Here is a 12847-nt window from a genome sequence, read left to right on the forward strand (position 1 = left end):
GACCGCGCATGATCGACGGACCACGGCCGCGCCGCAGGATAGACACCACGGTCCCGCACTCGGCCCGTATCTGGAACTACTGGACGGGAGGGAAGGACTATTACGAGGTCGACCGCATCGCAGGGGACCGCTACCTCGACACCTATCCACCCATGCGCCGCTTTCCTCCGGAGAGCCGCGACTGGCTGCGCCGTGCGGTGACCTTCCTGGCGCAGGAAGAGGGGGCCAGGCAGTTCCTCGACCTCGGCGCCGGCCTGCCCACGAGCAACAACACGCACCAGATCGCCCAGCGCATCGCACCGGAGTGCCGGGTGGTCTACGTCGACCACGACCCCCTCGTGATCACGCACGTCGACGCGCTCCTCACCAGCACCCCGGAGGGCGCCAGCTCCTACGTCGAAGCGGACATGGAGGACACGGACCTCGTGCTGCGCGGGGCCGGTGACACGCTGGACCTGTCCGCGCCCGTCGCCGTGGTGATCAGTGACGTGCTGGGGCACATCGTGGACTGGGACGAGGCACTCGGGCTCGTGCACCGGGTGATGGAAGCGCTGCCGTCGGGCAGCTGGCTGGCCTTGAGCCACTCGACCGCAGCAGATGAGAAGCACCGGCGGGTGCAGGAGGAGTACAACCGCTCGGGTGCCATCCCGTACATCTTCCGTGAACCCTCCCAGACGGTCGAGCTCTTCGCGGGTCTTGAGCTGGTCGACCCCGGCTACACCTCCTGGCCGCGCTGGAAGCCGGAGGCGACCACCGGGACAGCCACCGACCGGGCCGGCTGGGGCGGGGTCGCGCGCAAGCCCTGACGCACGGCCCCCGGCACCGTGGGGCGGCTCCCGACCGTACGAGTCACCCGGCACACCACCGGGACCCTGCCGGGAGTCGTCGGCCCCGGCCTGACGACCGCGAGCCCAGCAGACTCATGTGCGCAGGGCGCCGGCGAGCCGTTCGGCGGCCCGGTCCCAGGCGGCGGTGTGCCGCGGCTCGTACCGGACGAGGGGGAGCCGTTCAGCGACCAGGGCGCGCATCCCGGGAAGGCTGTCGACGAGGCCGTGCACCCGGGCCTGGAGCAGGAGGTTGCCCAGCGCGGTGGCCTCGGCCGGCCCCGCGGTGACCGGCAGCCCGGTGGCGTCGGCGGTCCACTGGCACAGCAGCGCGTTGCGTGAAGCGCCGCCGACCAGGTGGATGCGGCTCAGCGTGCGCCCGGCCAGTTCGGCAGCCTGTGCCAGGGTGCGGCGGTGGGCGAGGGCGAGGCTCTCCAGGATGCAGCGCACCAGCCCGCCGCGGGTGCCGGGCACCGGTTGGCCCGTGCGTTCCAGCACGGCGGCGATCCGCGCGGGCATGTCGCCGGGGGCGAGGAATGCGGGGTCGTCCGGGTCGATGAGGGCGGCGAACGGAGCGGCTGCGGCGGCCGCGTCGAGCAGTGCGGCCAGGTCGGTGTCGTCCCAGGTGCGGCGGCACTCCTCCAGCAGCCACATACCCATGATGTTGCGCAGGTAGCGCGTGGTCCCGTCGACGCCCCGCTCGTTGGTGAAGTCGGCCGCACGGGAGGCCTCGGTGAGTACGGGCGCGTCGAGTTCGAGTCCGGCCAGTGACCAGGTGCCGCAGGAGATGAATGCCGCCCCCTCCTCCTCGAAGGGCACTGCCGCCACGGCGGACGCGGTGTCGTGCGAGGCGACGGTCACCACGGGAACGGTCGGCGGCAGTCCAGTTCCGGCCGCCACGTGCGGCAGCAGTGTCCCGGCCCGCTCGCCGGGTCGGCGCAGCTTGGGGAAGAGCGAACGCCGCAGCCCCAGGCGGGAGATGAGCGTGTCCGACCAGGTGCCCGTGACGGCGTCGAGGAGCCCGGTGGTGGACGCGTTGGTCTCCTCGGCGCCCACGGTCCCGGTCAGCCAGTACGTCAGCAGGTCCGGGAGGAGGAGCAGCGTCCGGGCCGAGGCGAGCCGCGGTGTGCCGTGGTCGGCGGCGAGTTGGAAGACGGTGTTGAAGGGCAGGTGCTGGAGCCCGGTGCGGGCGTACAGCTCGGCCGGGGGGACGAGCCGGTGCACCCGCGCGACGGCCGGGCCGCTACGGGGGTCGCGGTAGCTGTAGGGCAGTCCGAGCAGCGCACCGTCGGCGTCGAGGAGCCCGTAGTCGACCGCCCAACTGTCGATGCCGAGCGAGGTGATGCCGGGGCCTGCCGCGCGCAGCCCGGCGAGGACGTTGCCGTAGAGGCCCGTCAGGTCCCAGTGCAGGCCGTCGGGCAGACGGACCGGGGCGTGCGGGAAGCGGTGGACCTCGGTGAGGTCGAGGGTGCCGGGCCCGGCGGTGCCGACAGTGCCCACGATGATACGGCCGCTGGTGGCACCCAGGTCCACTGCGGCGAAGCTGGCGGTCATGAGAGGGCCTTCGGGAACGGGCCGGTGCCCCGCTGCCGCGGGGCACCGGCGCAGGCGGTGGAGGCGTGACGGTGTCTCAGCAGCGCTGGTCGGTGCCGGTCAGTGCCGGTCAGTGCCGGTGGTCAGCGCAGGAAGGCAGCTGCGACACCCGCGTCGACCGGCACGTGCAGCCCGGTCGTGTGGGTGAGGTCGCCCCCGGTGAGTGCGAAGACCGCGTTGGCCACGTGTTCGGGCAGCACCTCGCGCTTGAGGAGGGTGCGCCGGGCGTAGAACTCGCCGAGCTCCTCCTCCGCGACGCCGTACACCTTGGCCCGCTGGGCGCCCCAGCCACCGGCGAAGATGCCGGAGCCGCGGACGACCCCGTCGGGGTTGACGCCGTTGACCCGGATGCCGTCCCCGCCGAGTTCGGCGGCCAGCAGCCGCACCTGGTGAGCCTGGTCGGCCTTGGTGGCGGAGTAGGCGATGTTGTTCGGGCCGGCGAAGACGCCGTTCTTGGAGACGATGTAGACCAGATCGCCACCCATGCCCTGCACTCTCATGGTGCGGGCCGCCTCGCGGGAGACGAGGAAGGAGCCGCGGGCCATGACGGCGTGCTGGAGGTCCCAGTCGCGGGCGGTGGTCTCCAGCAGCGGCTTGGACAGCGAGATGCCCGCGTTGTTGACGACCAGGTCGACGCCGCCGAAGGCCAGGGCTGCCTCGGCGAAGGCGGCGGCGATCTGCTCCTCGTCGGTCACGTCGACCGTGACGGCCACCGCGTGGTCCGGGCCGCCCAGTTCCGCAGCCACCGTGTCGGCGGCCCGGCCGTCGATGTCGGCCACCACGACACAGGCCCCCTCGGCTGCGAGCCGTTGTGCCGTGGCCCGGCCGATGCCGGAGCCGGCGCCGGTGACCAGGGCGATGCGGGTGGCCAACGGCTGGGGTTGCGGCATCCGCCGGAGCTTGGCCTCCTCCAGCGCCCAGTACTCGATACGGAACTTCTCCGCCTCCTCGATGGGCGCGTAGGAGGAGACGGCCTCGGCACCGCGCATCACGTCGACCGCATTGCGGTAGAACTCCCCGGCGACGCGGGCGGTCTGCTTGTCCCTGCCGTAGGAGAACATGCCGACACCGGGCACCAGCACGATCGCCGGGTCGGCCCCGCGCATCGCGGGCGAGTCGGAGTCCGCGTGCCGCCGGTAGTACGCCGCGTACTCCTCGCGGTAGGCGGTGTGCAACTCGGCGAGGCGGGCCGCCACCTGCTCGACGGGCGCGTCGGCGGGCAGATCGACGACGAGCGGGCGGACCTTGGTGCGCAGGAAGTGGTCGGGGCAGGAGGTGCCCAGGGCCGCCAGCCGCGGGTGCGCGGCGTGCGAGAGGAACTCCAGCAGGGGCGCGGAGTCGTCGAAGTGGCCGACCTGCGGCGCGTCGGTGGAGACGAGACCGCGGATGACCGGGGCCAGCGCGGCGGCCTTGGCGCGGCGTTCCGGCTCGGGCAGCGGACCGTACCCGTCCAGGGCCGGTCCGAACGGGTCGGTGCGGCCGTTGTCGGCGAGGAACCGTTCCGCGGTACGGATCATCCACAGCGAGTTGGCCTCGCACTCCGCGGACGTCTCGCCCCAGGCGGTGATGCCGTGCCCGCCCAGGATCACACCGACCGCCTGCGGGTGGGCCTGCTTGACGGCGGCGATGTCCAGGCCGAGCTGGAAGCCCGGGCGGCGCCAGGGCACCCACACCACCTTGTCGCCGAAGCAGTCGGCGGTGAGCTGCTCGCCGTCGGCCGCGCACGCCAGCGCGATGCCGGAGTCCGGGTGCAGGTGGTCCACGTGGGCGGCGTCGACCAGGCCGTGCATGGCGGTGTCGATGGAGGGGGCGGCGCCGCCCTTGCCGTGCAGGCAGTGGTCGAAGGCGGCGACCATCTCGTCCTCGTACGCGGCGCCTCGGTACACCCCGGTCAGGGCCCGCAGCCGGTCCAGGCGCAGCACGGCAAGGCCGTCCTCGGTGAGGGTGCCGAGGTCGCCCCCCGAGCCCTTGACCCACATCAGCTCGGTGTCGCGGCCGGTGACCGGGTCGGTCGCCGTGCCCTTGGCGGAGGCGTTTCCCCCGGCGTAGTTGGTGTTGCGGGGGTCCGAGCCGAGCGTACGGGCTCGCGTGAGCAGGGCGTCGACTGCGGGGTGTGCGGCGGGCATCGCGGTTCCTTCGGGGCTTGTGGTGGAGGGGCCGGGGCGGCCACGGTCTGCATCGAGGTGGGCGGGTCAGGCTCCCCAGCCCGCCTGCTGCCCCCCGACGCGGTCGGCGGCGATGCGCTCGTGGTGACCCGATTCCAGGTAGGCGCGGAACGGATCGGCGGCCAGTCCCTTGCTCCGGCGCACCTCGGCGAGCAGCGGCCGCACATCGGTGTGGTAGGCGTCCATCAGCACGGCGTTGGCCTCCAGCACGTCGCCTTCGCGCTGGGCGGTGCGCAGCGCCTCGTGGTCGACCAGCAGCGCCTTTGCGGTGGCCTCCTGGACGTTCGTCACCGAGCGGATCACCGCCGGGATCTTGGCCTCGATGTTGTGGCACTGGTCGAGCATGAACCGCACGTCGCGGGCGGGGTCGAGGCCGCCGTTCCTGGTGACCTCGTACAGGATCCGGAACAGCTGGAACGGGTCGGCGGCGCCGGCCATCAGGTCGTCGTCGGCGTAGAAGCGGGAGTTGAAGTCGAAGGCGCCCAGCTTCCGTTCGCGCAGCAGGAAGGCCACGATGAACTCGATGTTGGTGCCCGGCGCGTGGTGCCCGGTGTCCACGCAGACCGTGGCCTTGGCGCCCAGCTTGAGGCAGTGGGCGTAGGAGGTGCCCCAGTCGGGGACGTCGGTGGCGTAGAAGGCTGGCTCGAACAGCTTGTACTCCAGGACCATGCGCTGGTGGTCGCCCAGCCGCGCGTACACCTGCTCCAGCGCCTCGGCGAGCCGGTCCTGGCGGGCCGTCAGGTCGTCCTGGCCGGGGTAGTTGGTGCCGTCGGCGAACCACAGCTTCAGCGCGTCGGAGCCGGTGGCGTCCATGACGTCGACGCACTCCAGCAGGTGGTCGACGGCCTTGCGGCGCACCCCGGAGTCGGGGTGGGTCACCGAGCCGAGCTTGAAGTCGTCGTCCTGGAAGACGTTCGCGTTGATCATGCCGATGCGCAGGCCCCGCTCCCGGGCGTGGGCGGCGAGCCGCCCGTAGTCCGGTACGCGGTCCCAGGGGATGTGCAGCGAGACGACGGGGGCGGCGCCGGTGTACCGGTGGACCTGCGCCGCGTCGTCCAGCTTCTCGTACGGGTCGCGTGGGACACCGGGTCGGGTGAACACCTTGAAGCGGGTGCCGGAGTTGCCGTATCCCCACGAAGGGGTCTCGATCACCAGGGAGTCGAAGGCCTCCTGGACGGCCGCGAGGGCGGAGCCGGACATGGTGTGTCTCCGTAGGGTTGTGACGGGTCGGGTGCGGGCACCGGCAGGGTCCGGACGAGAGGGCCTAGGCACGCACGGTGGCCCGCCCGGTCTCGATCTCTTCGAGTGTCCGCCCTGTCGTGTTGGGCATGAAGAAGCCGAGGACTCCGCAGACGACGAGGCAGCCGGTGAGGAACCCGGCCACCGTGCCGATGCCGGTCTCGGCGAGCACGGGGACGAAGAAGGACCAGATGCCGAGGACGACGCGGGCCACTCCGAAGGTGATGCCCTGGGCCGTGCCCCGCAGCATGGTGGGGAACAGCTCCTGGCTGACGGTCTTGTAGAAGCCTTCGCCCGCCATGGTCTGGCCGATGCCGAACAGCAGGACGTTGAGGAGGATGACCGGCACGGTGAACGGCAGCACGACGAAGGCGCCCCAGGCGACGATCTGCATGAGCGCGCCGGTCACCCACATCACCTTGCGGTGCCGGTGGCCGCGGTCGGCGAACCGCATGTAGAGAGTGACGGTGCCGACGCAGGCCAGCAGGAAGCCGGCGCACTGGAGGGCCACGCTGGTCGCCTGGCTTCCGGCGCCGAGGGACTTGACCATGTACGGCGTGAAGATGCCGTTGGTGCCCGCCATCAGGTTCCAGGTGAGGTAGATGCCACCGGTCCACATCAGCGCCTTGAGGTGGCGGCCGGTGAGCAGGTCACGCGCCCGGACCCGGGTCTGCTTCGCCTTCGCTGCCGCCGCCTGCCAGGCCACCGACTCGCGCATCCCGCGCCGCAGCGCGTAGGTGACGAGCGCGACCACGAACAGGTGCAGGAAGACGATCCGGATGCCCAGCAGGCCCAGCGGCGACAGGGCGAAGGCCAGAAGCAGTACGACGACCGGGCCCAGGTTCCAGGTCACCTGCGTCAGCCCCATCAGCTTCCCCCGTGCCCGCGCCGGGGAGAGTTCTCCCACCAGCGCCAGCGAGGTGGGCACATCGGCGCCGACCGCGACGCCGACGACGAAGGTGCCCGCGAAGAGCATGAGCGGGTCGAGCGCGAAGGCGATCAGCAGGATCGCGGCCGCGTAGACCAGGAGGTCGTACTGGTATATCCGCTTGCGGCCGAGCTTGTCGCCGAGCCGGCCGCCGACGAAGGCACCCAGCGCGGCGCCGATGGCGTTGGGTCCGATGGCCGCCAGGACACCGACCGCCCCGCCGGAGAGCCCCATCTCCTCCTTGAAGAGGGAGAGTCCCGAGCCGAGGGCGACGATGGAGCCCGCGTCCAGGTAGGAGGCCATCCCGGCCAGCGCGGTCCACTTCCACTGCTGCCTGGTCACCCGGCTCTCGTCGTCGGCAGGCGGTCTCTCTCGGGGTTCCGTGGATGTCATGTGGACTCCCTCGTCCCGGGGTGAGCGGCCCACCGGAGTCGTCGGCGCCGCTGGCGAATGAAACGTGTAAAAACATGGAGGCAGGCAACCAGCCGCGTCAATAGGCGGCCCGGAAACTTTCACAGGAATGCAGGTCGAGAGATTGAAACCTTTCACCCATGTCGCAGCGGACCGGTCCACAACGGCGGGACACCGGCCGCCGGCGCGGGGCTCCGCGCAGCTGCCGCGTATCATCGAGCCCCGGCACGAGCGGGGAAGGGACAGCGGCGCACATGGTCGGCATCAAGGACATCGCCCGCGAGGCGGGGGTGTCCACGGGGACCGTCTCCAACGTGCTCAACCGTCCCGACACGGTCGCCGTGCACACCCGTGAGCGCGTACGTGCGGTGATCCGCGACCTGGGCTATGTGCGCAGCGAGTCGGCCCGGCAGCTGCGCGCGGGGCGGAGCCGCATCATGGGGATACTCGTCCTCGACATGGCCAACCCCTTCTTCGTCGACCTCGCCGCCGGTGCCGAGGCCGCCGCCCGCAGCGCGGGCCTCGGCGCGATGCTGTGCAACAGTGCGCAGAGCCCCGCCGAGGAGGCCACCTGTCTCTCGCTGTTCGCCGAGCAACGGGTGCACGGCGTCCTCGTCTCCTCCGCGGACCAGGACGGTGCGACCCTCACCGCGTTCGCCCGGCACGGCATTCCGTTCGTCTCCCTGGAGCGCCGGGTGCCCGGCCTGGACGCCTCCTCCGTCGCGGTGGACGACGTCGCGGGCGGCGAACTCGCCGCCCGCCACCTGATCGAGGGCGGCCACCGCTCGCTGGCCTACCTGAGCGGCCCGATGCGGCTGGCCCAGTGCCGGGACCGGCACAGCGGGGTGCTCGCCGCGCTGCACCGGGCCGGGCTGGGGACGGACTGCCTGCACCACATCGAGGCCGACCGGCTCGACGTCGCCGCCGGGCGGGACGCCGCGTCCCGGCTGCTGGGCATCTCTCCGCTGCCCACCGCCGTCTTCTGCGCCAACGACCTGCTGGCACTGGGCCTGTTGCAGGTCCTGTTCGCCGCGGGCCTCTCGGTGCCGGAGGACATCAGCCTGGTCGGCTACGACGACATCGAGTTCGCCGCGGCGGCCGCCGTCCCGCTCACCTCCGTCCGCCAGCCCGCACGGGCGATGGGCCGGCGCGCGGCGGAGCTGCTGATCGCCGAAGCGGCCCCGGACACGGGCGCGTCCGAGCCGCAGCATCTGGTCTTCACACCGGAGTTGGCCGTGCGCCGCTCCAGCATGCGCCGCCTCGGCTGACGGTTCGGACCCGGCGCGGGCCTCGTCCCGGTCCTGCCCGCCGCTCGCTGCCGGCTGGGACCGGACGGCCCGTCAGCCTCCCAGGGCGCAGTGCGCCCCGCCTTCCAGGAGGTTCTCGACCTCGCGGCGCGCGGCGTCGACGATCGTCCGGACATACCGTGCCGCGTCCTCGGCGTGCCCGGCTGCCACCGCCTCGGCCACCCGCACATGTCGGTGCACGGCGGCGAGGTCGACCGCGTCGGGCATCAGCGACAGGTCGCGGCGGGCGACGAGCAGTTCTTCGGTCACCTCGGACAACTGGGCGAACATTCCGTTGCCCGAGGCCGCAAGGAGCTCCCGGTGGAAGGCCAGGTCCGCGGCGACGAAGCCCGGGATGTCCCCCGTACGTGCGACGTCGGCCATGGTCCGGGCGTGCGCCGTGAGGGTCTGCCGGGCCCGCGCGTCCGCGCTCGTCGCCGCGAGTGCGGCCGCGGAGGGCTCGACGGCCGCGCGCAGCTCCGCCAGCTCGCGCAACTGCGCCTCGCGGCGGGGCGAGCTCAGCCGCCAGCGGATGACCTGGGGGTCGTACAGGTTCCACTCGGGCATCGGCCGGACGGTGATGCCGACCCGGGGGCGGCTGGTGACCACCCGCTTCGACTCCAGCACGCGGACGGCCTCGCGCGCCACGGTGCGGGAGACGCCGTAGCGCTCCTGGACGTCCTCCAGGCGCAGGACCTCGCCCGCGCGCATCTCGTCCGCCGCGAGGGACGCACCGATCCGGTCGACCACCTGACCGTGCAGGCCATGAAGTTCCACGCGCGATCCCGTCGTTCCTCTCCCGGCCGCCCGCTCGGTGCGGCGTTCACCGGGCGTCGGCGAGCCGGTGCAGGAGCGTGCCCACCCGCTCGCCTGCCGCCTGTGCGCCGCCGGATGTCAGTGCCGCACCCATGCCGCAGGCCACGGCACCGGCAGCGACCCATTCCGGTGCGTTGCCGATTGTCACACCCCCGGTCGGTACGACGGGTGCCTGGGGCAGTGCGGCCCGCACGTCCCGCAGCCAGGAGGGCCCGAGTGCCGAGGCGGGGAAGAGCTTCAGGGCGTCCGCGCCCTCCTCCAGGGCCCGCACCATCTCGGTGGGCGTGGCCACCCCCGGGAAGACCGGTACCCCGTAGCGGTGGCCGCAGCGGATCACCTCGGGGTGGAGGCTGGGCGAGACCAGGAAGCGCGCCCCCGCCTCCACCGCGGCCCGTGCCGCCGAGCCGTCGAGGACGGAGCCCGCGCCGACCAGCGCCGTGGGGCGGGCCTCGGTGAGCCGGGCCACGGCGGCGAGGGCCCCGTGGGTGGTCAGCGCGACCTCGACGGCGTGCAGTCCGGCGTCCAGCACTGCCTCGGCCGCCGTGACGGCCTCCTGCGGCCCCGGGGCGCGGACGATGCCGAAGACCCGCTGCGCGGTGACGGCCCGGACGGTGTCCCATCGGTACATGGCGTGCGAGTTCCTTCTGTGCGTGCGCTGCGACGAGTCTCCCACGCCGCGGTGGATGCGGTCGGCGGTGCGGGGGTTCCGGCTCACGCCGCACTCCGCTGTCGCGGGGCTCACCGGGCCGGCTCCGGCAGAAGGTCTGCGAACTCGGTGCAGAAGCGGTCGACCATCCGCAGTTCCTCCGCGTCCAGCCGGTGGCCCGGCGCGCGGCAGTGGGCCGAGGCGAACCAGCCGCGGCGCACGGAGATCTCCTTCTCCGCGGCGACGATGAGCTCGACGTGCTGCATCCAGTACGACAGGTACGGCAGCATCCGGGTGTGCAGGGCGACGGCCCCGGCCTCGTCGCCACGGTGCCAGCGCCGACAGAGCTCGACGTACAGCTCGGTGAAGGAGCAGCCCGGCTGCACCCCGATCGCGCCGCGCCGCAGGGCGTCGGGAAGCTGGAGCCCCGCGTACCCGACGAGCGAGGGCAAGGGCCGCTCGCCCTCGGCCAGCGCGGCGACGAGCCGGCCCGGTGGCGCCGACTCCACCTTCACCCAGCGCAGGTTGGGGTGTGCGGCGGCCATCCGCTGGAGCGCCGGCGCGTCCAGGGCCGTCCCGGTCTGCGCCGGGGCGTACTGCAGCACGGCGGGGAGCGGATCGGCTGCCGTCAGCACGGTACGCAGGTGGGTGAGGACGGCCTCCGGGGACGGGCCCAGGAAGTGCGGCGGCAGCAGGTTGAGCGCGTCGGCACCCAGGTCGGCGGCTCGCCGGGCCTCGGCGACGGCGCGGCGGGTGGCGTGGTCCGGCACGGAGACGACCGCGGCCACGTCGGCACGGTTCCGGGTGCGCTCCAGCAGCAGTTCGGTGAGCAGGTGCCGTTCGGCGTCGTCGAGCTTGTGGAACTCGCTCGCGAAACCGGGAAACATCACCGCGCTCACGCCCGTCGCCAGCACCCGGTCCACAACGGTGGTGAAGCCGGGGAGATCGAGGGCTCCGTCCTCGTCGAAGGGCACTTCGAGTACGGGCACGACCCCGCGCACGAGCGCGTCGGCGTCCTCGCGGGTACGTACGGACAACGGCGGGCTCCTCAGAAGGCCTGGCGGGGCGGTGTCGGGTCGGTGGCGCCGCGCAGGAAGTCGAGGTCGGCGCCGGTGTCGGCCTGGGTGACGTGCTGGATGTGGAGCCAGGTCCAGCCGCGCGTCGCCGGCGGCGGCGGTGGCTGCCACTCCGACCGGCGGCGCCGCAGCTCCGCCTCGCCGACCAGCACGTCGAGCCGCCGCCCGCGGACGTCCAGGCGCACCTGGTCGCCGGTGCGGACGAGGGCCAGCGGTCCCCCGACGGCCGCCTCCGGTGCCACGTGCAGGACGCAGGTGCCGAAGGCGGTCCCGGACATGCGGGCGTCGGATATCCGCACCATGTCGCGCACCCCGGCGTCGAGCAGTTTCTTCGGCAGCGCGACGTTGCCGACCTCGGGCATGCCGGGGTAGCCGCGCGGACCGGTGTTCCGTACGACCAGCACCGTCTCGGGGGTCACGTCGAGAGCGGGGTCCTCGATGACCGCCAGGTAGTCGTCGAGGGCGTCGAAGACCAGCGCCGGTCCGGTGTGGTCGAGAAGGTGCGGGGCCGCGGCGGACTGTTTGATCACCGCGCCGTCCGGGGCGAGGTTGCCCCGCACGACGGCCGTACCGCTCCCGGCGGGCTGGACGGGCCGCTCCTGCGGGCGGATCACCTCACGGTCGTACACCCGGGCCCCCGCGCAGTTGTCGAGGAGGGTGCGACCGGTGACCGTCACGGTGTTCGCGTGGAGCTGGTCGCGCAGATCGTTGACGAGCGCCGGCAGCCCGCCCGCGTAGGCGAACTCCTCCATCAGGAACCGCCCCGAGGGCATCAGGTCGACCAGCAGGGGCAGTTGCGCACCGAGCCGGTCGAAGTCGTCCAGCGAGAGGGGCACGTCGAGCCGCCCGGCGAGGGCGAGCAGGTGCACGACCGCGTTGGTGGAGCCGCCGATCGCCGCGTTGACGCGGATCGCGTTCTCGAACGCCTCGCGGGTCATGATGCGCCGCGGGGTGAGGTCGCTGCCCGCGAGTTCCACCGCGCGGGCGCCGGACTCCTCGGCGAGCGTGCCCCGCCTGGCGTCCACGGCGGGCAGCCCGGAGCCGCCCGGCAGCATCATGCCGAGCGCCTCGGTCAGACAGGCCATCGTGGAGGCGGTGCCCATGGTCATGCAGTGGCCCGCGGACCGGTTGAGCGACGACTCGAACTCGGTGAACTCCTCCTGCGTGACCGTTCCGGCCCGCAGTTCCTCCGTCATCCGCCAGATGTCGGTGCCGGAACCCACGTCCCGCCCCTGGAAGCGGCCGTTGAGCATCGGCCCGCCCGTGAGGACGAGCGCGGGCACGCCCGCGCTGGCGGCGCCCATCAGCGCGGCGGGAGTAGTCTTGTCGCATCCGGTGAGCAGCACGACGGCGTCCACCGGGTTGGCCCGGATCTGCTCCTCGATCTCCATGGCCGCCAGGTTGCGGTAGAGCATCGAGGTCGGCCGCAGGAACGGTTCGCCGAGCGACATGGCGGGGAACTCCAGCGGGAAGCCGCCCGCCTGCAACACCCCGCGCTGCACGGCCCCCGCGAGGATCCTCAGATGGCCGTTGCACGGGGTCAGTTCGGAGTAGGTGTTGCAGATGCCGACGACGGGCCGGCCGTCGAAGTTGTGACCGCCGCGGCCCATGGCCCGCAGGTGGTGGCGGGCGATGAAGCCGTTCTTGCCGCCGTCACCGAACCATGACCGGCTGCGCAGCGGCGGGCGCGCCTCGGACCGGGCTGCCGGGGGCTGGTCGTTCGGCGCTGTCATGCGGTGCCCTTCCTGTCTGCGTCGTCGCGAGGGGAGCGGGCGAGGCGGCTGCGGTGCCGTGGCCCGCCCCGTGACCAAGCTGTGCCCCGCCTCGGCCTTCAATGGTGCTATCAAAGCACGATAGCGTCGG

At 72.7% G+C, this 12847-nt stretch carries 10 protein-coding genes; 2 read left to right on the forward strand and 8 right to left on the reverse strand.

Annotated elements, in window-relative coordinates; translation table 11 throughout:
* Positions 1-8: 8 nt before the first annotated feature.
* Positions 9-806 (forward strand): SAM-dependent methyltransferase, encoded by a 798-nt coding sequence (locus tag H297_RS0110670; RefSeq protein ID WP_027737026.1) that lies wholly within the window; start codon positions 9-11, stop codon positions 804-806.
* Between the two features lie 114 nt (positions 807-920).
* Here H297_RS0110670 and H297_RS0110675 read toward each other — a convergent pair whose 3' ends face one another.
* From H297_RS0110675 to H297_RS0110690, 4 genes are all read right to left on the reverse strand, one after another.
* A complete protein-coding gene (locus tag H297_RS0110675) occupies positions 921-2378 on the reverse strand; it encodes a rhamnulokinase (protein ID WP_027737027.1) in 1458 nt (485 codons plus the stop codon).
* 122 nt (positions 2379-2500) lie between these two features.
* Complete coding sequence (locus H297_RS0110680) at positions 2501-4543, reverse strand: bifunctional rhamnulose-1-phosphate aldolase/short-chain dehydrogenase (RefSeq protein WP_027737028.1); 2043 nt, start codon at positions 4541-4543, stop codon at positions 2501-2503.
* Between the two features lie 66 nt (positions 4544-4609).
* Positions 4610-5782, reverse strand: a complete 1173-nt coding sequence (gene rhaI / locus H297_RS0110685) for an L-rhamnose isomerase (RefSeq protein ID WP_027737029.1) — start codon at positions 5780-5782, stop codon at positions 4610-4612.
* A 64-nt stretch (positions 5783-5846) separates the two neighbouring features.
* The gene (locus H297_RS0110690) at positions 5847-7142 is read right to left on the reverse strand and encodes an MFS transporter (protein ID WP_027737030.1); all 1296 of its coding nucleotides are present in this window, start codon (positions 7140-7142) and stop codon (positions 5847-5849) included.
* Positions 7143-7414: 272 nt separating this feature from the next.
* Between H297_RS0110690 and H297_RS0110695 the strand changes: the two genes are divergently transcribed.
* The gene (locus H297_RS0110695; RefSeq protein ID WP_027737031.1) at positions 7415-8428 is read left to right on the forward strand and encodes a LacI family DNA-binding transcriptional regulator; all 1014 of its coding nucleotides are present in this window, start codon (positions 7415-7417) and stop codon (positions 8426-8428) included.
* Positions 8429-8500: 72 nt separating this feature from the next.
* Here the strand turns inward: H297_RS0110695 and H297_RS0110700 are convergent, their stop codons facing one another.
* From H297_RS0110700 to H297_RS0110715, 4 genes are all read right to left on the reverse strand, one after another.
* On the reverse strand, positions 8501-9223 hold the full coding sequence (locus tag H297_RS0110700; RefSeq protein WP_027737032.1) for an FCD domain-containing protein: 723 nt from the start codon (positions 9221-9223) through the stop codon (positions 8501-8503).
* A 46-nt stretch (positions 9224-9269) separates the two neighbouring features.
* Positions 9270-9890 carry a bifunctional 4-hydroxy-2-oxoglutarate aldolase/2-dehydro-3-deoxy-phosphogluconate aldolase gene (locus H297_RS0110705; protein WP_027737033.1) on the reverse strand — a complete coding sequence of 207 codons (621 nt, stop codon included), beginning with the start codon at positions 9888-9890 and terminating at the stop codon, positions 9270-9272.
* A gap of 110 nt (positions 9891-10000) precedes the next feature.
* Positions 10001-10945 (reverse strand): dihydrodipicolinate synthase family protein, encoded by a 945-nt coding sequence (locus H297_RS0110710; RefSeq protein ID WP_027737034.1) that lies wholly within the window; start codon positions 10943-10945, stop codon positions 10001-10003.
* Between the two features lie 11 nt (positions 10946-10956).
* Positions 10957-12717: an IlvD/Edd family dehydratase gene (locus H297_RS0110715; RefSeq protein ID WP_051351741.1), complete on the reverse strand. Its 1761-nt coding sequence runs from the start codon at positions 12715-12717 to the stop codon at positions 10957-10959.
* Positions 12718-12847: the final 130 nt, after the last annotated feature.

It is taken from the genome of Streptomyces sp. CNT360, from assembly GCF_000424785.1.